A 20,602-nucleotide genomic window follows, 5' to 3' on the forward strand; every position below is an offset into this window, starting at 1 on the left:
CGGGCGCCCCTCACACGTGAAGGCAACGTCGATAAGCCGGCTCAGTAAGTGGCTCAGTAAGTACTGCCGCCGCCTACCCCACCCACCCCGTCTACTCCCCGAGCAGCTTCCTGACCCGCTCCTGGCCGACGGCGAGGAGCAGGGTGGGCAGGCGCGGGCCGGTGTCACGGCCCACCAGCAGGTGGTAGAGCAGCGCGAAGAACGTGCGCTGGGCGACCTTGATCTCCGCCGGGAGTTCCTTGGGCGTGGCGTCGGCGGAGAAGCCGGCCTGGACCTTCGGAACGCCGTAGACGAGGTGGGTGAGCCCGTCCAGCGACCAGTGCGTGTCGAGGCCGTCGAGCAGCAGGCGCAGCGAGGCGCGCCCCTGGTCGTCGAGGGACTCGATGAGCTTGGTGTCGGCCTCGTCGCGGACGACGGTGCGCTGGTCGGCGGGGACCTGGGTGTTGATCCAGGCCTCCGCCTTGTCGAGCCGCGGCCGGACCTCGTCGAGCGAGGTGATCGGGTCCGAGGGGTCGAGTTCGCCGAGGATGCGCAGGGTCTGGTCCTCGGCGCCGGCGGTGATGTCGGCGACGGAGGCGAGCGTGCGGTAGGCCATCGGCCGGGGTGTCCTCGGCAGTTCGCCGGCCGCGGTGCCGACGGCGCGCGCGTAGGCGGCGACGTCACCGGGCAGGGCGGAACCGTCGGCGACCTTGCCGCCGAGCTTGTCCCACTCGTCGTAGAGCCGCTGGATCTCCTGGTCGAAGGCGATCTTGAACGACTGGTTGGGCCTGCGGCGGGCGTAGAGCCAGCGCAGCAGCTGCGGCTCCATGATCTTCAGCGCGTCACCAGGAGTGGGAACGCCCCCCTTCGAGGACGACATCTTCGCCATCCCGGAGATCCCCACGAAGGCGTACATGGGCCCGATGGGCTGCTTGCCGCCGAAGATACTGCCGACGATCTGCCCGCCGACCTGGAAGCTGGACCCGGGAGACGAGTGATCGACACCGCTGGGCTCGAAGACGACACCTTCGTACGCCCAGCGCATCGGCCAGTCGACCTTCCAGACCAGCTTGCCGCGGTTGAACTCGCTGAGCCGGACGGTCTCCGAGTAGGCGCACTCCGTGCAGCTGTACGTCAGCTCGGTGGTGTCGTCGTCGTAGGCCGTGACGGTGGTGAGGTCCTTGCCGCAGCCGCCGCAGTAGGGCTTGTACGGGAAGTACCCGGCGGACCCGGTGCCGTCGTCCTCGGCGGCGGCGCCGGACCCCTCGGCGGCTTCGAGCTCGGCCTCGTCGACGGGCTTCTGGCCCTGCTTCTTGGCGGGGGCCTTCTTGGTCCGGTACTGATCGAGGATCGCGTCGATGTCGCCCCGGTGCTTCATCGCGTGCAGAATCTGCTCGCGATAGACACCGGAGGTGTACTGCTCGGTCTGGCTGATCCCGTCGAACTCGACGCCCATCTCGGCGAGCGCCTCGACCATGGCGGCCTTGAAGTGCTCGGCCCAGTTCGGGTACGCGGACCCGGCCGGGGCGGGTACGGAGGTCAGGGGCCTGCCGATGTGCTCGGCCCAGGACGCGTCGGTCCCGGGAACGCCGTTCGGCACCTTCCGGTAGCGGTCGTAGTCGTCCCAGGAGATCAGGTGCCTGACCTCGTGGCCGCGCCGCCTGATCTCGTCGGCGACCAGGTGCGGGGTCATGACCTCGCGGAGGTTGCCGAGGTGGATGGGGCCGGAGGGGGACAGTCCGGACGCGACGACGACGGGTTTGCCCGGGGCTCGGCGCTCCGACTCCTCGATGACCTCATCCGCGAAACGGGAGACCCAGTCGGTGGTCTCGGTGCTCTGAGCCACGATCGGCACGTCCTTCTTTCCTACGATGCACACGGCTGACGACGCCATTGTCCCAGCTAGCCCCCCAACCACGAAAACGCCTTTACTCGCCCCCGCCGCCCCTACCCGTTCCCGTCACGTACTCGGGGGCTCCGCCCCCGAACCCCCGCTCCTCAAACGCCGGAGGGGCTTGTCCTTCAGCCCGTCCGGCGTTTGAGGACAAGGGGGCGAGGGGCCGCAGCCCCCATGCGTGGCGGGAACGGGTAGGGGCGGCGGGGGCGAAAAAGGCCTTTACCACCGTGGGATACTGGGCTGATCCATGCCCACGAGGAGAACGGCTCCCACCCCATGGCCTCGGTCACGTCCCTCACCGCCCACGTCCACCAGCGCCTCACGGACGCCCTCACGGCAGCCCTGCCGGAGACCGCGCCCGCGGACCCGCTGCTGCGACGCAGCGACAGGGCGGACTTCCAGGCCAACGGAATCCTCGCCCTGGCGAAGAAGGCGAAGGCCAACCCCAGGGACCTCGCGACCCAGGTCGTCGACCGGATCGTCACCGGTGACCTGATCAAGGACGTCGAGGTCTCGGGCCCCGGCTTCCTGAACATCACGATCACGGACCGCGCGATTACGGAAACGCTGGCGGCCCGCGCCACGGACCCCGCGGACCGTCTCGGCGTACCGCTCGCCGACCACCCCGGCACGACGGTCATCGACTACGCCCAGCCGAACGTGGCGAAGGAGATGCACGTAGGCCACCTCCGCTCCGCGGTGATCGGCGACGCGGTCGTACGGATCCTGGAGTTCGTCGGCGAGAGCGTCGTGCGGCGGCACCACATCGGCGACTGGGGCACCCAGTTCGGCATGCTCATCCAGTACCTGGACGAGCACCCGCACGAGCTGGACCGCTCGGCGGACGCCGCGGAGACGGGCGAGGAGGCGATGTCGAACCTCAACCGCCTCTACAAGGCAGCGCGCACGCACTTCGACTCCGACGAGGAGTTCAAGACGCGGGCGCGCCGCAGGGTGGTCGACCTCCAGGCGGGCGACCCGCACACCCTCGCCATCTGGCAGCGGTTCGTGGACGAGTCGAAGGTCTACTTCTTCTCGGTCTTCGAGAAGCTGGACATGGAGATCCGGGACGCGGACATCGTCGGCGAGTCGGGCTACAACGACATGCTGGACGAGACGTGCCGCCTCCTGGAGGAGTCGGGCGTGGCGGTCCGCTCCGAGGGCGCCCTGTGCGTGTTCTTCGACGACGTGAAGGGCCCGGACGGCAATCCGGTCCCGCTGATCGTGAAGAAGTCGGACGGCGGCTACGGCTACGCGGCGACCGACCTCTCCGCGATCAGGAACCGCGTCTTCGACCTGAAGGCGGACACGCTCCTGTACGTGGTCGACGCGCGGCAGTCCCTGCACTTCAAGATGGTCTTCGAGACGGCACGCAGGGCGGGCTGGCTGAACGAGGAGACGACGGCGCGGCAGCTGGCCTTCGGCACGGTCCTCGGCAAGGACGGCAAGCCGTTCAAGACGCGTGAGGGCGAGACGGTCCGGCTGGTGGACCTCCTCGACGAGGCGATCGACCGTGCCACGACGGTGGTCCGCGAGAAGGCCGCGAAGATGGGCCTGTCCGAGGAGGAGATCGTCGAGAACGGCCGGTTTGTCGGGGTCGGCGCCGTGAAGTACGCGGACCTCTCCACGTCGGCCGTGCGGGACTACAAGTTCGACCTGGACCAGATGGTGTCGCTGAACGGCGACACGAGCGTGTACCTCCAGTACGCGTACGCACGTATCCAGTCGATCCTCCGCAAGGCCGGGGACGCGCGTCCGGTGGCGCACCCGGAGCTGGCGCTGGCTCCGGCGGAGCGTGCGCTGGGGCTGCACCTGGACCAGTTCGGCGAGCTGCTCATGGACGTGGCCGCGGGGTACGAGCCGCACAAGCTGGCCGCGTACCTCTACCAGCTGGCGTCGCACCTGACGACGTTCTACGACCAGTGCCAGGTGCTGAGCGACGCGAACTCCAAGGAGGTCGTCGAGAACAGGTTGTTCCTCGTCGACCTGACGGCCCGCACGCTCCACCGGGGCATGGCGCTGCTCGGCATCAGGACCCCCGAACGCCTCTGACGCCGTTCACCCATTCGGGTGAGCGGCCGGTGAGGACGCGTACGCTCCTGTCCCTCTCCCCGCTCCGCTGTCTCCCCGGCCTCGCTCTGACCTGCGCCGCCCTGCCTTTCCGTGCAAGCAAGGGCCAAAGGTTGAGCTGTCCGGGTGCACCCCGGAGTATGCGATGCTGCGGGCCGCCGACCCCGACTCCGGGGTACGTGAGCCTCGCCGAACCGCACGCTGGGAGCGCGATGAGCACTGCACTGCCCTTCTCCACCCCTCCGGCCGGCCGGAGGGTGTGCGCCAGTCATGCTGCCACTTGTTGAGACCGGCGAGGAGCTGTACGCGGTCGTCCGGGACGAGGCCCTGCTGCGGCCGGCCGTGGCGGACCTGTGCGAGCGCCTCGGCCTGGTCCCCAAGCAGATGGTCCGCTACATCGAGGGCTCGCTCCCGGTGTACTCCATCGGCGCCGCGCACGTACTGAAGCTCTTCCCCGCCTTCGAGAAGCTGGACGCCCGGCGCGAGGAGCGGGTGCTCAGCCATGTGTACGGCAAGCTGCCGGTCCCGACACCGCAGTTGTACTCGGCCGGCGCGTACAAGAACGGCTGGTCCTTCGTCCTGATGTCCCGGCTGCCCGGCGAGAGCCTCGCGGACGCGTGGCCGCGGATCCCGGCGGCGGACCAGGACCGGATCGTCACGGAGGCCGGTGAGACGCTCGCGGCCCTGCACGCGCTGAGCCCCGCGCCGCTCTCGGGTGTCGTCGGCCCGTCCGACTGGGGCCTGTTCGTCGACGCGCAGCGCGCGAACGCGGTGGAGCACCAGCGCGAGGCGGGACTGGCGGAGGTCTGGCTCGAACAGATCCCGTGGTTCCTGAACTCGGTCCCGCTGCCCGCCCCTTCGCGACGGGTGCTGCTGCACACCGAGTTCATGCGCGAGCACCTCACGGTGGACCCGGACGGCTGGCGGCTGACGGGCCTCTTCGACTTCGAGCCGGTACTGGCCGGCCACCCCGCCTACGACTTCGTGAGCGTCGGCCTGTTCCTCTCCTGCGGCCGGCCCCGGCTCCTGAAGCGCTTCTACGAGGCCTACGGGCGCCCGCCGTTCGACCCGCACACGGTCATGGCGTACACACTGCTGCACGTCTACAGCGACCTGTCCTCGTATCTGCGCATGCTGCCGAAACCGCCGGAGCCGACGCTGGACTCGCTCGCGCGGACCTGGTTCGGCACCGACTGACGGACCGTCACGGAGAGGCGCGGAGAGTCGAGGTGAGTCGCGGCCGGCGCGGCCCCGGCCGCTGCGCCCCCTGGGGCCGTTGTCAGTGGCGGGCTCTAAAGTCACGGGCATGGCGACTCTTCCGAACCAGCTGCCGACGCTCGCGGCCGACCCGGCCGGCCGCTCGCTCGGTCTCGACCTCCCGCCCGGTGCCCTGCTCGACACGACGGTCGACGGCCCCTGGGACGAACCGCTGCTGTGGCGCGCCGACGCCCCGGCGGCGCCGGGCGACTGGCTGCGGCTGGCGTCCGCGCGCCGCGCGGCGGGCCTGTGCCCGGTCCTGGTCGGCGGGCGGCCGGACAGCGAACCGCACCCGGACAAGTGGGAGTTGGATCCGGATCTCGCGTCCTACCCGGGCGACCACGACGCCGAAGAGGTCCTCGCGGAGCTCTGGGGGGAGTACGCGGCCGAGGCGCAGGACGCCGACTGGCCCGGCCTCGCCGCGGCGGGCGTCCCGGACGTCGACCCGGACGGCTGGGCCGCGGAGGTGGCGGACGCGCTCGTCGGCGGCGCGAGCCGGCTGATGGAGCCGCGCCTCGCGCTCGTCCCGGCCCGCCGCAGCGCGGACATCCCGGCCGCCATCGGCTGGTGCGGTCCGGTCAGTCTCACCGAGGACGTGGCGGAGCTGTGCGCGGTCCTGCGTTCCTGGGAGGACCGCTTCGGCGTCCGGGTCGTGGCCCTCACCTTCGACCAGCTGATCGTCTCCGTCGCGGCCCCGCCCAGGACCCTGGCCGAGGCGGAGGCGATAGCCGCCGAGCACTACGCGTTCTGCCCGGCCGACATCACCCAGGGCGGCCACGCCTCGCTGCGGGCGTACGCCGAGCGCGAGGTGCTCGGCGCACGCTCCTGGACCTTCTGGTGGGACTGACCCGGCCGGTCCCGCCGCCGCGGACTCAGGGCTTGCGGCCGGTGACCGCGTATACGTTGATGTCCGCGTCCGTCACGTCGTTGATGTCGCGGTAGCGGACCTTCTCGATGTCGTCGAGGCCTTCGAGGTAGCCCGCCTCGGGCTGCTCGGGCACCGGCGCCGCGTTGTCGGGCCGCCAGTGGTGGGCGGGGACCACACCGGGCTCGTCCACCTCAAGACCGTTCTCGGTGAGGAACCGCTCGACCTCCGCCTTCGTACGCAGCACGAAGGTGAAGCCCCGCTCGGTGTACGTCCGCTGGACCGCGCGGACGTTCTCGGCGTTGAGGTCCTCGGTGAGATGGCTGAGCACGAGCCGGCTGCCCGGGGGCAGCGCGTCGATCAGTTCGCGGACGATCGGATAGGCCCGCTCGTCCTCGACGAAGTGCAGGATCGCCACGAGCGCCAGCGCGATCGGCCGGTCGAAGTCCAGGGTCTTGGCGGCGGCTTCGAGGATCTGGGCCGGGTTCTGCAGGTCGGCGTCGATGTAGTCGGTAAGCCCCTCGGGCCCGCTGGTGAGCAGGGCGCGCGCGTGCGCGAGCACGACCGGGTCGTTGTCGACGTACACGACCCGCGCGTCCGGGGCGAGCCGCTGGGCGATCTGGTGCACGTTCTCCTGGGTCGGCAGCCCGGTGCCGATGTCCAGGTACTGCCGGATGCCCTCCTCGCCCGTCAGCGTGTTCACGGCCCGGCGCAGGAAGTCACGGTTGTGCCGGACGTCGAGATAGCCGCGCGGGTTGGCGGCGAGCGCGGCGGCCGCCGCGGCCCGGTCCACCGGGTAGTTGTCCTTGCCCCCGAGAAAGACGTCATAGACACGAGCCGGGTGTGCCTTGGTGGTGTCGATCCTCCTTCTCAGCTCGGCGGGGTCCTGGCTGAGAGCATCACCGGGCATAGAGCCTCTCCCTGGAGAGTCGCGTCAATCAATGGGCAACAACCTAACTCCCACGGGGACTTGATGGTGCCCCGACGCCACGATCCGTGTTTCGCCCGCCCCCGATCCGGGCAGGAACAGAGGCTCTTGCGGTGACTCAGCCCGGCACATCGGGCTCGTACTCGTTGCGCCCCCAGGCGGAGTCACCGAGCGGATAGTCGTACGCGGGCCGCCCGACGTTCCCGCTCGTCCTGAACGGCTTGCCGTTGTCGTCGACGCGTACGGTCCCCTTCTTGTCCCCGCTCGACCACTCCAGCTCCAGATACCAGCTCACGTCGTACGTCCGGGCGTCCGCGAAGATGTAGAACACCTCGGGGTCGGACTCGCTCACCTTGTACGGGAAGTCGCGCTGCCCGGCCCTGGGCGAGGTCTCGGGCCGCCCGGCGTCGAGATTCACACCGAACGACGTGGTCTCCACACCGCCACCGCAGCCGACGCCCATCGCGAAGTCGTTCCAGGCGAGCGGGGCGCCCTTCTCCACCACCCGCACATGCAGATCGTCCAGGACGACGGTGGCCTTCCCGGTGCCCTGGACGGTCAGCGCGAGCATCTGCTGCCCGGCGGCGACCCCGCCGAGGGCGCTGACCCATCCGCGCGCGTCGGGCTCACTCGGCGGCGGGGGCACCTTCTCGGGCTCGCGGTCGAAGAGGTAGTGCTGACTGCACGGGCTGTCCCACTTGTACGGGTTGACGGCGACGACGGGAGCGGTGGCTCCCTCGACGGCCCCAGTGCCTCCCGCCGACCCCGCTGACGCACCCGGCCCGCCGCTCCGTGAGGCGGAGGGACCGGCGGACGCCGAGGGACTTCCCGACGGGGAGGCGGACGGCGAGGCCGACGGCCCCTTCGCGTCGGCGGCCCCGCCGGTTCCCCGATCACCGTCGGCGGACCGGGCGGCGGCCCCCACGGGCTGCTTGCCGCCCCCGCCTCCGCCCGCCACGAGATTCACCACGAGTGCCGCGGCCACGACGGCGGCGGCCACGGCGGCACCGGCGAGGACGACGGTACGCCGCCGCCGCACGACCGGAGCGTCGGAGGAATCCGGAACGGCGTCCTCGACGGAAACAGAGGCGACCGCCCCCGCGCTCTCCCCTTCGGAGGCAGCGGTGTCAGCCGCGGCGACCTCCGCCACCACGGGCTTCTGCCCCCGCTGCGCATCCGCGAGAACCCACCGCCGATGGAGCTCGACCAGTTCCTCGGGGGTCGCTCTGCACACCCGCGCGAACCGCTCCACGGGCGCGTAGTCCGTGGGTACGGCATCTCCGTTGACGTACCGGTGAAGCGTGGACGCACTCGTGTGCAACCGCTTTCCCAGCACCCCGTAACTGAGCCCGGACCTCTCCTTCAGCTGCCCCAACAGCTCCGTGAACTCGTCCCCCGCCACCGCCCGCACCTCTCTCCACGTACCGGATCCGCCTGCCGGGGGCAGGTCATTTCCCCAGCTCGACCATCCAAGCACGCCCCCCTAGGGCACCCGGCTCAGCAGGCGCGTCGCCTCAACGCAGCTTCTGCGCAACCTCGGTGGCCCAGTACGTGAGGATGTTGCGAGCGCCGGCCCGCCTGATCCCGGTCAGCGCCTCCAGGATCGCCGCGTCGCGATCGATCCACCCCTTCTCGGCGGCGGCCTCGATCATCGAGTACTCCCCCGAGATCTGATAGGCGACGACGGGCACATCGACGGCGTCCGCGACCCTCGCGAGGATGTCCAGATAGGGCCCCGCGGGCTTCACCATCACCATGTCGGCGCCCTCTTCGAGGTCGAGCGCCAGCTCCTTCAGCGATTCCCGGGCATTGGCGGGGTCCTGCTGATAGGTCTTCCGGTCCCCCTTCAGCGAGGACCCGACGGCCTCCCGGAACGGCCCGAAGAAGGCGGACGCGTACTTGACCGTGTAGGCGAGCACCGCCACGTCCTCGCGCCCGATCTGGTCGAGGGCGTCACGGACGACGCCGATCTGGCCGTCCATCATCCCGCTGGGCCCCACGACGTGCGCCCCCGCGTCGGCCTGCACCTGAGCCATCTCGGCGTACCGCTCCAGGGTGGCGTCGTTGTCGACGCGCCCGTGCTCGTCCAGCACACCGCAGTGCCCATGATCGGTGGTCTCGTCGAGACAGAGATCGGACATCACCAGCAGCTCGTCCCCGACCTCGCTGCGCACGTCCCGGAGAGCGACCTGCAGAATCCCGTCGGGGTCGGTCCCGGCCGTCCCCAAGGCGTCCTTCTTCGCTTCCTCCGGCACTCCGAACAGCATGATCCCGGAGATCCCCGCGGCCACGGCCTCGGCGGCGGCCTTCTTCAGACTGTCCCGGGTGTGCTGCACGACGCCCGGCATCGCGGTGATGGGCACGGGCTCGGAAATACCCTCGCGCACAAAAGCGGGGAGGATGAGATCAGCGGGATGCAGCCGGGTCTCGGCAACCATGCGCCGCATCACAGGACTGGTCCGCAGCCGCCGCGGCCGGCTGCCGGGAAAGGATCCGTACGTCGTCATACGACCACGCTACGCCCGCCCCACCCGTGCCTTTGCCGACGACCAGTCGGAGCGGTCCGGGAGCCCGCGGCCGCCCACGAACCGGAGCGGGCCGTGCCGGTACTCGACGTACCGGCACGGCCTCTACCCCAGGACAGCACCCGCGAGTCCCACACCTACGTAGTGGTACGCCTCCGCCGGGACCCCGGCCGCCGCTCGCTGGGCCGGGTGACAGGATCCCCGGCCTCAAGGGCGGAAGCCCGACGCCGGAGCCCGAACTCGGCCAGCGCCTCGGCCAGCCGGTGCACGGAAGGCTCGGGCGACATGACGTCGACGCGCAGCCCGTGCTCCTCAGCGGTCTTGGCAGTGGCGGGCCCGATACAAGCGATCACGGTCACGTTGTGCGGCTTCCCGGCGATACCCACCAGGTTCCGCACAGTGGAGGACGAGGTGAACAGCACAGCGTCGAACCCCCCGCCCTTGATCGCCTCACGAGTATCCGCGGGCGGCGGCGAGGCACGCACGGTCCGATAGGCGGTGACGTCGTCGACCTCCCAGCCCAACTCGATCAGCCCGGCAACCAACGTCTCGGTCGCGATGTCGGCCCGAGGCAGGAACACCCGGTCGATCGGATCGAAAACCGGATCGTACGGAGGCCAGTCCTCCAACAACCCCGCAGCGGACTGCTCACCACTGGGCACCAGATCAGGCTTGACCCCAAAAGCGATCAGCGCCTTGGCGGTCTGCTCACCCACGGCGGCGACCTTGATCCCCGCGAAGGCACGCGCGTCGAGCCCGTACTCCTCGAACTTCTCCCGCACGGCCTTGACGGCGTTCACCGACGTGAAGGCGATCCACTCGTACCGCCCGGTGACGAGTCCCTTCACCGCCCGCTCCATCTGCTGGGGCGTCCGCGGCGGCTCGACGGCGATCGTCGGCACCTCGTGCGGCACGGCCCCGTACGACCGCAGCTGGTCGGAGAGCGACGCCGCCTGCTCCTTCGTACGCGGCACGAGCACCTTCCAGCCGAACAGCGGCTTGGACTCGAACCACGAGAGCTGCTCACGCTGGGCGGCGGAGGAACGCTCACCGACCACGGCTATCACCGGCCGGCCGCCCTCGGGCGAGGGCAGCACCTTGGCCTGCTTCAGCGTCTGCGCGATGGTGCCGAGCGTGGCGCACCAGGTCCGCTGCCGCGTGGTGGTGCCGGCGACGGTGACGGTCATGGGCGTATCGGGCTTACGCCCGGCGGCCACGAGCTCACCCGCGGCAGCCCCCACGGAATCAAGGGCGGCGGAGACGACGACGGTCCCGTCGGACGCACCGACCTCGGTCCAGCACCGCGCGGAAGCCGTACGGGCGTCGACGAACCGCACGTCCGCACCCTCGGCGTCCCGCAACGGCACACCCGCGTAAGCGGGCACACCCACAGCGGCGGCGACACCGGGCACGACCTCGAACGGCACACCCGCGGCGGCGCAGGCGAGCATCTCTCCGGCGGCGTACGCGTCGAGTCCGGGGTCACCCGAGACCGCACGGACGACCCGCCTGCCGCCCCTCGCGGCCTCCATGACAATATTGGCCGCGTCCTTCGACGCGGGGACGCCAGAGGTGGCTGACGTGCCGTCAACTACCTTCAGCTGAGGCGTGTCCGGGCTCGCGCCCGTATCGGTGTCGAGCACGGTGACGTTTCGTCTGGCGTGCGTGCGGACGACGTCGAGCACTTCGGGTTCGGCGACCAGGACATCAGCGTTCCCCAGCGCCTCCACGGCGCGCAGAGTCAGCAGTCCCGGATCACCGGGTCCGGCACCGAGGAAGGTGACGTGCCCGTGTTCGAGGCCGATGGGAAGGGTGGTGGGGCTCAATGTACTCGCTCCCCCATCAGACCGGCCGCGCCCTTGGCAAGCATCTCGGCAGCGAGTTCACGGCCGAGCGCCATTGCTTGGTCATGTGTCTCGGGCACGGGACCGGTGGTGGACAACTGCACCAGCGTCGAGCCGTCGGTCGTGCCGACGACGCCGCGCAGGCGCAATTCCTTGACAACCTGCCCGTCGGCCAGCAAGTCGGCGAAGGCACCCACAGGTGCGCTGCAACCGGCTTCCAGGGCGGCGAGCAGGGATCGCTCGGCGGTCACGGCGGCCCGGGTGTACGGGTCGTCGAGCTCGGCGAGCGCGGCGACGAGGTCCGCGTTGTCCGCGGCGCACTCGATCGCGAGGGCCCCCTGGCCGGGGGCGGGCAAAATGATGTCGACCGGCAGGAAGTCGGTCACTTCGCCGGTCCGTCCGACGCGCTGCAGTCCGGCGGCGGCCAGGACGACCCCGTCCAGCTCACCACCGCGCACGAACCCGATCCGCGTGTCGATGTTCCCGCGGATCGGCACGGTCTCGATCGTCAGCCCGAGATCACGCGCGTACGCGTTCAGCTGGGCCATGCGACGCGGCGAGCCGGTACCGATCCTCGCCCCGTCCGGAAGCTCGGCGAACGTCAGACCGTCCCGTGCGATGAGCACGTCACGGGCGTCCGCGCGGACGGGTACGGCGGCCAGCGCGAGCTCGTCGGGCTGCCCGGTCGGCAGGTCCTTGAGGGAGTGCACGGCGAAGTCGACCTCCCCGCGCAGCAGCGCCTCGCGCAGGGCGGTCACGAAGACGCCCGTGCCGCCGATCTGCGCGAGGTGCTCACGGGACGTGTCCCCGTAGGTCGTGATCTCCACGAGCTCGACGGGCCGTCCGGTCACCTGGCTCACGGCGTCCGCCACCTGCCCGGACTGGGCCATGGCGAGTCTGCTCCGCCTGGTCCCGAGCCTCAGTGCCTGCTCAGTCATGCTCGCCCTCGGTTTTCGGCGCTCTCGAAGTTGTTGCTGTCGGCGTCACGGCCCTCGGCCCGCGAAACGGCGGCGACCGTCTCCTGGTCCAGGTCGAACAGGGTCCGCAGTGCGTCCGCGTACCCGGCACCGCCGGGCTCGGCGGCCAGCTGCTTGACCCGTACGGTCGGCGCGTGGAGCAGTTTGTCCACGACGCGTCGCACGGTCTGGGTGATCTCGCTGCGCTGCTTGTCGTCGAGGCCGGGCAGCCGTCCGTCGAGCCGGGCGATCTCGCCCGCGACGACGTCGGCCGCCATCGTGCGCAGCGCCACGACGGTCGGAGTGATGTGGGCGGCCCGCAGCGCGGCGCCGAAGGCGGCGACCTCGTCGGAGACGATCCGTCGCACCTGGTCCACGTCGGCGGCCATGGGCGCGTCGGCGGACGCCTCGGCGAGGGACTCGATGTCCACCAGCCGCACCCCGGGCAGCCGGTGCGCGGCGGCGTCGATGTCACGGGGCATGGCGAGGTCGAGCAGCGAGAGCACGGGGGTGGGCCTGGGTACCTCGGCGACGGGCTCGGGCCGGCGCCGCTCGGGCACCCGTCCGAGAACGGCCGCGGCGGCGGCGAGGGCGGTGATGGCTTCGGCCTCGGCGGCCGGGTCGAGCAGCGCCACGGAGCCGCTCTGGCCCTCGGTGGCCGTCGCGGCGGCGCCCTTGTCCACCCAGGCGGCGTGCTGTTCCAGTTCGGCCGCGGCCATCCCGGCCACGGCGGCCTCGCCGAGCACGGAGAACCCCGCGGTGCCCTGCACGGTCTGCACGCTCTGCGCCGTCTGCGCGGCGGTGGGGTCGAGGGGACAGTTCTCGTCGGTGCCGACGCTGGTGGGCGGCAGTTCGCCGCGTACGACGGACGCACCGGCCGGAGCGGAACCACCACTTCCGCCGCGCGGACCGGCAACCGGGGCCGGCACCCGGACGGCGCGCCCCTCCATGGCGGTGGCGACGACCTCGGCGGTGAGCACGAGACCGGTCGCCCCCGTGCACGACACGACGACATCGGCACGTGTCAGTTCATCCGCGACGGCGTCGATCGGCACGGCACGGGCGAGTACGGCGGTGCCGTCCTGCCTGACCGAACTCTGCGCGTACTGCTCCACGAGCAGCGTGGCGAGCCGCTCGGCCCGGTCGAACGTCCGGTTGGCGACGACCACCTCGGCCACGCCCGCGCGCGCGAGGGTGGCGGCGGCCAGCGAGGACATCGAGCCGGCCCCGATCACGAGGACCCGCTTGTCCCGGGCCCAGGCGTCGACCGTCGCGCCCTCGGCGAACTGCTCAAGGCCGAAGGTCACCAGGGACTGCCCGGCCCGGTCGATGCCGGTCTCGGAGTGGGCGCGCTTGCCGACCCGCAGCGCCTGCTGGAACAGGTCGTTCAGCAGCCGGCCCGCGGAGTGCAGCTCCTGCGCGGTGGCGAGCGCGTCCTTGATCTGGCCGAGGATCTGTCCCTCGCCGACCACCATCGAGTCGAGCCCGCACGCCACCGAGAACAGATGGTGGACGGCCCGGTCCTCGTAATGCACGTACAGGTAAGGGGTGAGCTCTTCCAGTCCGACGCCGCTGTGCTGCGCGAGCAGCGTGGAGAGCTCGGCGACACCGGCGTGGAACTTGTCCACGTCGGCGTACAGCTCGATCCGGTTGCAGGTGGCGAGGACCGCGGCCTCGGTGGCCGGTTCGGCGGCGACCGTGTCCTGGAGCAGCTTGACCTGGGCGTCCGCGGACAGCGCGGCGCGCTCCAGGACGCTGACCGGAGCGCTGCGGTGGCTCAGCCCGACGACGAGGAGACTCATGCCGGCATCACGGCGGGGACGTCCCCGTCGGGCCCTTTCCCGGCCCCCTTGGCCGCGGCGGCCTCGGCCTCGGCGGCGAGCACGGCGTCGGCCTGCGCCTCGGCCTCCTCACCGGCCTTGCGCTGCTCGTGGAAGGCGAGGATCTGCAGCTCGATGGAGAGGTCGACCTTGCGCACGTCGACGCCGTCCGGCACGGACAGCACGGTCGGCGCGAAGTTCAGGATGGAGGTCACACCGGCGGCGACGAGCCGCTCGCAGACCTGCTGGGCGGCCCCGGCGGGGGTCGCGATGACACCGATCGACACACCGTTGTCGTCGATGATCTTTTCCAGCTCGTCGGTGTGCTGCACGGGGATCCCGGCGACGGGCTTCCCGGCCATCGCGGGATCGGCGTCGATCAGCGCCGCGACCCGGAAACCGCGTGAGGCGAACCCGCCGTAGTTGGCGAGGGCGGCGCCGAGGTTTCCTATACCGACGATCACTACCGGCCAGTCCTGGGTCAGGCCCAGCTCGCGGGAGATCTGGTAGACGAGGTATTCGACGTCGTAGCCGACACCGCGCGTCCCGTACGACCCGAGGTACGAGAAGTCCTTGCGCAGCTTGGCGGAGTTGACCCCCGCCGCGGCCGCGAGTTCCTCGGAGGAGACCGTGGGTACCGAGCGCTCCGACAGAGCGGTGAGGGCTCGGAGATACAGGGGAAGCCTGGCGACGGTGGCCTCGGGAATCCCTCGGCTGCGGGTCGCCGTTCGGTGAGTTCGGCCAGTTGCCACGGTGCTCCTGCGGGTAGCGCGGGGCTTCAGGCGGTCACACGTTCCTGGACCGCCCCGTCGAATGCAGGCTATGTCTTTGTGAACGCGTGCACAAAGATGGTGTCCGATTTGCCCGGCCAACGTGACCGGGGTCACGCACCCCCGGCGCACCCGTACGGAACCGGCGCACACGCACCTTCGTTCCTCACATCTTGGGGGCAAAACCGCACACTCTCCTCTACGATCCCCGCCCCCGAGTCCGAATCGCCCTCGATCCTAAGTGACATTCCGGCCCCTCCGGACTGCTCAGTCAGGCCACGGTCCGATTACTCCTGCGCCCCACCGGCCCCTACTTCGCCGTGAGTGCCCGCCGCAGACGCCCCTCGTCCACCCGCCAGAACGTGTGCTGCGCCCCGTCCACCAGCACCACCGGGATCTGCTCCCAGTACTCCCGGTGCAGCTCCGCGTCCTCGGTGATGTCCTTCTTCTCCCAGCGCACACCGAGCTCACCGCAGACCTTCTCCACAACTCCCTGTGCGTCTTCACACAAATGACAGTCGGGCTTCCCGATCAAAGTAACGACCCGCTCCCGCGACACCCCACGCCCAAAAAGAGACCTCATCCCCCCATCCTCCCGCGCCCCGCACCCCTTCAGGGGCACGGGCAACGGCGCAGAAGCCCCGCAGGGGCTCCTCAGGGGCGCGGGGAACAGCGCAATCTTCTAGGGGCGCGGGGAACTGCGCACGTCCACACCAGTTGGGCCGCACCTTCAAGCCCACGGCGACCGCAGGCTCCCAGGGGCGCGGGGAACGGCGCAACAAGCCCCCACCGACCCGCACCCGACGCACAGCCTCCGGCGAAGCCACAAGAGCGGCCCCCAAGGCCAAGCTCTGCAACAACACCGCCGCAAAGAGTTCACCGCATCCAAACCTCCCGACTCCAGCCGCACCGAACAAACTGGCTATGCTCACGCCATGGCCGCTCTCGGATGGCTCACCCCCCGTAGGCGCTCCGCCACAGCGCGCAGCGTGCTGGCAGGCGAGGCCTCTGCTGAGGCAGCGCGCAAAACCTCCCAGGAGCTGGAAGAGCTCGCCCACGTAGCCGCCCCCGGCACCGCCGAGCCGGACTTCCCGGTCTACGGCGACGACCAGGCCGCCGCGTTCTTCGACCTGGACAACACCGTCATGCAGGGCGCCGCGATCTTCCACTTCGGCCGCGGCCTGTACAAGCGCAAGTTCTTCGAGTCCCGCGACCTGTACCGGTTCGCCTGGCAGCAGGCCTGGTTCCGGCTGGCCGGCGTCGAGGACCCCGAGCACATGCAGGACGCCCGCGACTCCGCGCTGTCCATCGTCAAGGGCCACCGCGTCGCCGAGCTGATGTCGATCGGCGAGGAGATCTACGACGAGTACATGGCCGAGCGCATCTGGCCCGGCACCCGCGCCCTCGCCCAGGCCCACCTCGACGCGGGCCAGAAGGTGTGGCTCGTCACGGCCGCCCCCGTCGAGATCGCCACGGTGATCGCCCGCCGCCTCGGCCTGACCGGCGCCCTCGGCACGGTCGCGGAATCGGTGGACGGCGTATACACCGGCAAGCTCGTCGGCGAACCCCTGCACGGCCCCGCGAAGGCGGAGGCGGTCCGCGCCCTGGCCGCCGCCGAGGGCCTGGACCTCGGCCGCTGCGCCGCGTACAGCGACTCCCACAACGACATCCCGATGCTGTCGCTGGTGGGGCACCCCTACGCGATCAACCCGGACGCCAAGCTCCGCAAGCACGCCCGCACCCTCGACTGGCGGCTGCGCGACTACCGCACGGGCCGCAAGGCCGCGAAGGTCGGCATCCCCGCGGCCGCCGGGGTCGGCGCGGTCGCCGGCGGCACCGCTGCGGCCATCGCCCTGCACCGCCGCCGCCGCTAGCGCGCCCCTGCACCCCGACGCCCCGACACCCTGGCGCCTTGGCGCCCTTCGAGGCACGTCCGTCCCGTTGACGGCACCCGGCCACAACACGCCCTGGACTCAGACGGAACGCGAACCGAATCGATCAACAACCGGTCACTATCCGGCACTTGATCAGGCGTCATTCGGTTACAGAAGCGACGTAATCGATGATTTGAGCAACTGGGTGTAGCACTGCCTGTACGAAGCGTTATTCTCCTCAGACGCATAACGGACCCCACTCTTCGCTACGACGAGTGAATGGTCCGGTACTGCACGTGATGGAAGCTCTGCCTCTGGGAGTCCCGTGTACCCACACGTCGGGGTTGACGCCTCGGGCCTGGCTACGCTGCGCGCAACGGTCCTCGACCGCTTGCGCGGCTTCGTCCCCACCGCGTACGCCGTCCCCGCCCTCGCTGTCTCCGTCGCGCCCGTCGGCCCGTGCTACGCACTGGCCGAAGGCAGCGCGGCGGTCGGCAGACGAGGACGTTCGAGCGCGCCAGCCACCCCCGCACGCCGCCCGGCCGCAGACAGTGACAGCGCCCGGATGATGGAACTAGTGGAGCGCGCACAGGCCGGTGAGGCCGAGGCCTTCGGCCGGCTCTACGACCAGTACAGCGACACTGTGTACCGCTACATCTACTACCGCGTCGGCGGAAAGGCGACCGCGGAAGACCTGACGAGCGAGACGTTCCTGCGCGCACTGCGCCGCATCGGGACGTTCACCTGGCAGGGCCGTGACTTCGGCGCCTGGCTGGTCACCATCGCCCGCAACCTCGTCGCGGACCACTTCAAGTCGAGCCGTTTCCGGCTCGAAGTGACCACCGGCGAGATGCTCGACGCCAACGAGGTCGAGCGCTCCCCCGAGGACTCCGTCCTGGAGTCCCTCTCGAACGCGGCACTGCTGGACGCCGTTCGCCGCCTCAACCCCCAGCAGCAGGAGTGCGTGACCCTGCGATTCCTCCAGGGCCTCTCGGTCGCCGAGACCGCCCGCGTCATGGGCAAGAACGAGGGCGCGATCAAGACCCTCCAGTACCGGGCGGTGCGCACCCTGGCCCGGCTCCTCCCGGAAGACGCCCGCTGAGACCCCGTACCCCACCGGCTCGACGCCACGCGGCCGGCCCGCCGGACCGACCTCCGGTACGACCCCGTATGGATCTCCTCATGGATCCATACGCTCAGCGACGCCCAACTCACCCTCCGTGAAAGTCCGTTGACTTCGCGGTCCGATCATCCGTCGTCCGTAACCCAAGTGCCGAGCCGCTCGTTGTGCGGGATACAGGCTCCCTGTGGTCACACCCTGGCCGTCTTCGATCACTCGATCGAGTTGTCGTGGTCAGGGGGTGTGACCCCCAGGACCCCCTGGGGAGCCGACCGTCATGACGAGAGGAGGTGCCGCCAGTGATCGCGAACGTATCGGCGCACCGGCGGACGAACGCCTTCGCCCAGGCCCTGGAGGAGCAGTCCGACAGGGGCACGGCGGCCGAGCAGTCCGAAGGACCTGCTCCGGCTGTCGCGGACCGGTCCGAGCAGAGCCGGATGCTGTCCCTGGCGACCGGCCTCGGCGAGCTGCCCAAACCCACGATGGACCCCGAGGTCAAGGTCGTCCAGAGGGCCCAGCTGGTGGCCGCCATGGAGGCCATGCTGCTGGAGGGCACGGCCGCGGGAGGCGATGCGACGGGCCTGCCGGTCCCGGAGCAACGGTCCCACCGGGGCAGGGGCGCACACAGGGCGACCGGACTGGGGAAACTGCGGCCCCGTTCCCGGCTGTCGAAGGGGCTCGCCGCGGGCGGACTCACCGTGGGTGTGGCCGCCGGAGCCTTCAGCGGGGTAGCCGCTGCCAGCTCCGACGCCCTGCCCGGTGACTCGCTCTACGGGCTCAAGCGCGGAATGGAGGACCTCAAGCTGGGCATGGCCGACGGCAGCAGCGACCGCGGCGAGCTCTATCTCGACCAGGCCTCCACCCGGCTGAGCGAGGCGCGCCGCCTGATGGAGCGCGGCCGCTCGGGCCCCCTGGACCACGAGTCGCTGGGCGAGATCAGGCGCGCGCTGTTCGGTATGCAGCACGACGCCGCCGAAGGCCACCGCCTGCTGCACGAGGCGTACGAGCGGAACCCGGACTCCCTGGGCCCCATCCAGAAGCTCTCCGCCTTCTCGCAGTCGCACCGCGACGCCTGGGGTGCCCTGCGCGACCGGCTGCCCGTCCAGCTCGGCGACGTGAGCCGCCAGGTCAGCTCGGTCTTCGACGCCATAGACGAAGAGGTCGAGCCGCTGCGCTCGCTGCTCCCGCAGCCGCCCGCCCCGGAGGGCACCGGCCGCCACCGCGGCCCGAGTTCCGACTCCCCCGGCTCCTCGGGGTCGGACCGCTCGGTCCCGCCCAGCGCCACGGGCGGCGACTCGTCCGACGGCAACGGCACCGGGACGGGCAGCGGCAAGCCGAAGCCGTCCACGTCCAAGACGGAGGACGACGGGCTGCTCGGCGGCAACACCGGTGGCCTCCTCGACCCGCCCGAGGACGACACCAGCGCCTCCCCGTCAGGCAAGGACACACCGTCCCCCGAGCCGGATGTGACCCTGCCGCCCCTGCTTCCGGGCCTGCTCCCGGGCCTGGGCATCGACAGCGAGGACGCGGACTAGCGTCCGCCGGTACGTGAGTGGGGGCGCCCTTTTCGTAAAGGGCGCCCCCACTCGCGTACGCAGTCGCCGTCGGTCAGAAGAACACGGAGCGCCGCTGCACCAGCAGCTTGTAGAGCGTGTGCTGGATCTGCTCCCTGACCTGGTCCGTCAGGTTGAACATCAGCATCGGGTCCTCGGCCGCCTCCGGCGGATAGCCGTCCGTGCGGATCGGCTCGCCGAACTGGATCGTCCACTTCGTCGGCAGCGGCACCGCGCCCAGCGGACCGAGCCACGGGAACGTCGGAGTGATCGGGAAGTACGGGAACCCGAGCAGCCGCGCGAGGGTCTTCGCGTTGCCGATCATCGGGTAGATCTCCTCCGCGCCCACGATCGAGCACGGGATGATCGGCGTGCCCTGGCGCAGCGCCGTCGACACGAACCCGCCGCGGCCGAAGCGCTGCAGCTTGTAGCGCTCACTGAACGGCTTGCCGATGCCCTTGAAGCCCTCCGGCATCACCCCGACCAGCTCGCCGCGCTCCAGCAGCCGTTCGGCGTCCTCCGCGCACGCGAGGGTGTGGCCGGCCTTGCGGGCCAGCTCGTTGATCACGGGCAGCATGAAGACGAGGTCGGCCGCGAGCAGCCGCAGATGCCGGTTGTCGGGATGGTTGTCGTGGACGGCGACCTGCATCATCAGGCCGTCCAGCGGCAGCGTCCCGGAGTGGTTGGCGACGATCAGCGCCCCGCCCTCCGACGGGATGTTCTCGATGCCCTTCACCTCGACGCGGAAGTACTTCTCGTAGAGGGGGCGCACCATCGAGATCAGGACCTGCTCGGTGAGCTCCTGGTCGTAACCGAAGTCGTCGACCTCGTAGTCACCGGTCAGGCGCCGCCGCAGGAACGACAGGCCGCCGGCGATCCGCCGCTCCCAGCCGTCGTCCCGCGGCTTGTCCACGGCGGCCGAATCCGCGGCCGGCGCGGCAGCCGGTTCCTCATGCGTCACAGGAACATCATCCTGCTGAATCGTTCGTGCGGGCAGGGGCTGGACCTCGTGAACCGCCGCGGGCTCGCCCTTGCGCCTGCTCCCCGCGCCCCGGCGCCGCGCGGGCCGCTGTACGGCACTCCCGCGGGACCGGTCGTCGTCGAACGGAATGACCTTGGCGTCCGCCATCGTTGATGCGCTCCT

The 20,602-nt window shown here is 70.6% G+C and carries 16 protein-coding genes; 6 read left to right on the forward strand and 10 right to left on the reverse strand.

What is annotated here, in order from left to right; genetic code table 11:
* Positions 1 to 91: 91 nt before the first annotated feature.
* Positions 92 to 1,834 carry a lysine--tRNA ligase gene (lysS, locus tag IE278_RS35635; RefSeq protein WP_189778743.1) on the reverse strand — a complete coding sequence of 581 codons (1,743 nt, stop codon included), beginning with the start codon at positions 1,832 to 1,834 and terminating at the stop codon, positions 92 to 94.
* A gap of 318 nt (positions 1,835 to 2,152) precedes the next feature.
* Between lysS and argS the strand changes: the two genes are divergently transcribed.
* The 3 genes from argS to IE278_RS35650 all read left to right on the forward strand — a co-directional run bounded on the left by argS (position 2,153) and on the right by IE278_RS35650 (position 6,050).
* A complete protein-coding gene (gene argS, locus IE278_RS35640) occupies positions 2,153 to 3,928 on the forward strand; it encodes an arginine--tRNA ligase (protein WP_189778745.1) in 1,776 nt (591 codons plus the stop codon).
* 288 nt (positions 3,929 to 4,216) lie between these two features.
* Complete coding sequence (locus IE278_RS35645) at positions 4,217 to 5,143, forward strand: phosphotransferase family protein (protein WP_189778747.1); 927 nt, start codon at positions 4,217 to 4,219, stop codon at positions 5,141 to 5,143.
* 109 nt (positions 5,144 to 5,252) lie between these two features.
* A complete protein-coding gene (locus IE278_RS35650) occupies positions 5,253 to 6,050 on the forward strand; it encodes a DUF4253 domain-containing protein (RefSeq protein ID WP_189778768.1) in 798 nt (265 codons plus the stop codon).
* 25 nt (positions 6,051 to 6,075) lie between these two features.
* Here the strand turns inward: IE278_RS35650 and IE278_RS35655 are convergent, their stop codons facing one another.
* The 8 genes from IE278_RS35655 to IE278_RS35690 form a co-directional block, all read right to left on the reverse strand.
* Positions 6,076 to 6,978 (reverse strand): SAM-dependent methyltransferase, encoded by a 903-nt coding sequence (locus IE278_RS35655; RefSeq protein WP_189778770.1) that lies wholly within the window; start codon positions 6,976 to 6,978, stop codon positions 6,076 to 6,078.
* Positions 6,979 to 7,114: 136 nt separating this feature from the next.
* Positions 7,115 to 8,398, reverse strand: a complete 1,284-nt coding sequence (locus IE278_RS35660) for a helix-turn-helix domain-containing protein (protein ID WP_189778772.1) — start codon at positions 8,396 to 8,398, stop codon at positions 7,115 to 7,117.
* Positions 8,399 to 8,510: 112 nt separating this feature from the next.
* The gene (gene hemB / locus IE278_RS35665) at positions 8,511 to 9,503 is read right to left on the reverse strand and encodes a porphobilinogen synthase (protein ID WP_189778774.1); all 993 of its coding nucleotides are present in this window, start codon (positions 9,501 to 9,503) and stop codon (positions 8,511 to 8,513) included.
* A 155-nt stretch (positions 9,504 to 9,658) separates the two neighbouring features.
* A complete protein-coding gene (locus IE278_RS35670) occupies positions 9,659 to 11,347 on the reverse strand; it encodes a bifunctional uroporphyrinogen-III C-methyltransferase/uroporphyrinogen-III synthase (RefSeq protein WP_189778776.1) in 1,689 nt (562 codons plus the stop codon).
* Complete coding sequence (gene hemC / locus IE278_RS35675) at positions 11,344 to 12,303, reverse strand: hydroxymethylbilane synthase (protein ID WP_189778778.1); 960 nt, start codon at positions 12,301 to 12,303, stop codon at positions 11,344 to 11,346. Before hemC ends, IE278_RS35670 begins: the two co-directional genes overlap by 4 nt.
* Entirely contained in the window at positions 12,300 to 14,123 is a 1,824-nt protein-coding gene (locus IE278_RS35680) for a glutamyl-tRNA reductase (protein WP_189778780.1), read from the reverse strand. The genes hemC and IE278_RS35680 overlap by 4 nt, the downstream gene beginning before the upstream one ends.
* Complete coding sequence (locus IE278_RS35685) at positions 14,120 to 14,893, reverse strand: redox-sensing transcriptional repressor Rex (protein ID WP_107020825.1); 774 nt, start codon at positions 14,891 to 14,893, stop codon at positions 14,120 to 14,122. Before IE278_RS35685 ends, IE278_RS35680 begins: the two co-directional genes overlap by 4 nt.
* Positions 14,894 to 15,221: 328 nt before the next feature.
* Positions 15,222 to 15,494 (reverse strand): glutaredoxin family protein, encoded by a 273-nt coding sequence (locus IE278_RS35690; RefSeq protein WP_189778782.1) that lies wholly within the window; start codon positions 15,492 to 15,494, stop codon positions 15,222 to 15,224.
* Between the two features lie 352 nt (positions 15,495 to 15,846).
* Here IE278_RS35690 and IE278_RS35695 point away from each other — a divergent pair, with 352 nt between their 5' ends.
* From IE278_RS35695 to IE278_RS35705, 3 genes are all read left to right on the forward strand, one after another.
* On the forward strand, positions 15,847 to 16,785 hold the full coding sequence (locus IE278_RS35695; RefSeq protein WP_189778784.1) for an HAD family hydrolase: 939 nt from the start codon (positions 15,847 to 15,849) through the stop codon (positions 16,783 to 16,785).
* Between the two features lie 325 nt (positions 16,786 to 17,110).
* Complete coding sequence (locus IE278_RS35700) at positions 17,111 to 17,887, forward strand: ECF subfamily RNA polymerase sigma factor, BldN family (RefSeq protein ID WP_189778786.1); 777 nt, start codon at positions 17,111 to 17,113, stop codon at positions 17,885 to 17,887.
* 317 nt (positions 17,888 to 18,204) lie between these two features.
* Entirely contained in the window at positions 18,205 to 19,440 is a 1,236-nt protein-coding gene (locus tag IE278_RS35705) for a DUF5667 domain-containing protein (protein WP_189778788.1), read from the forward strand.
* Positions 19,441 to 19,513: 73 nt separating this feature from the next.
* Here the strand turns inward: IE278_RS35705 and IE278_RS35710 are convergent, their stop codons facing one another.
* Positions 19,514 to 20,587 carry a lysophospholipid acyltransferase family protein gene (locus IE278_RS35710; protein ID WP_189778790.1) on the reverse strand — a complete coding sequence of 358 codons (1,074 nt, stop codon included), beginning with the start codon at positions 20,585 to 20,587 and terminating at the stop codon, positions 19,514 to 19,516.
* Positions 20,588 to 20,602: the final 15 nt, after the last annotated feature.

The sequence above is a fragment of the Streptomyces tauricus genome, assembly GCF_014650955.1.
Taxonomy (GTDB): domain Bacteria; phylum Actinomycetota; class Actinomycetes; order Streptomycetales; family Streptomycetaceae; genus Streptomyces; species Streptomyces tauricus.

What these genes read in the sequence shown, in the direction of transcription:
- argS (WP_189778745.1), top strand. Translation starts at nt 2,153, where the DNA reads ATGGCCTCGGTCACGTCCCTCACCGCCCACGTCCACCAGCGCCTCACG.
- IE278_RS35645 (WP_189778747.1), top strand. Translation starts at nt 4,217, where the DNA reads ATGCTGCCACTTGTTGAGACCGGCGAGGAGCTGTACGCGGTCGTCCGG.
- IE278_RS35650 (WP_189778768.1), top strand. Translation starts at nt 5,253, where the DNA reads ATGGCGACTCTTCCGAACCAGCTGCCGACGCTCGCGGCCGACCCGGCC.
- IE278_RS35655 (WP_189778770.1), bottom strand. Translation starts at nt 6,978, where the DNA reads ATGCCCGGTGATGCTCTCAGCCAGGACCCCGCCGAGCTGAGAAGGAGG.
- hemB (WP_189778774.1), bottom strand. Translation starts at nt 9,503, where the DNA reads ATGACGACGTACGGATCCTTTCCCGGCAGCCGGCCGCGGCGGCTGCGG.
- hemC (WP_189778778.1), bottom strand. Translation starts at nt 12,303, where the DNA reads ATGACTGAGCAGGCACTGAGGCTCGGGACCAGGCGGAGCAGACTCGCC.
- IE278_RS35680 (WP_189778780.1), bottom strand. Translation starts at nt 14,123, where the DNA reads ATGAGTCTCCTCGTCGTCGGGCTGAGCCACCGCAGCGCTCCGGTCAGC.
- IE278_RS35690 (WP_189778782.1), bottom strand. Translation starts at nt 15,494, where the DNA reads ATGAGGTCTCTTTTTGGGCGTGGGGTGTCGCGGGAGCGGGTCGTTACT.
- IE278_RS35695 (WP_189778784.1), top strand. Translation starts at nt 15,847, where the DNA reads ATGGCCGCTCTCGGATGGCTCACCCCCCGTAGGCGCTCCGCCACAGCG.
- IE278_RS35710 (WP_189778790.1), bottom strand. Translation starts at nt 20,587, where the DNA reads ATGGCGGACGCCAAGGTCATTCCGTTCGACGACGACCGGTCCCGCGGG.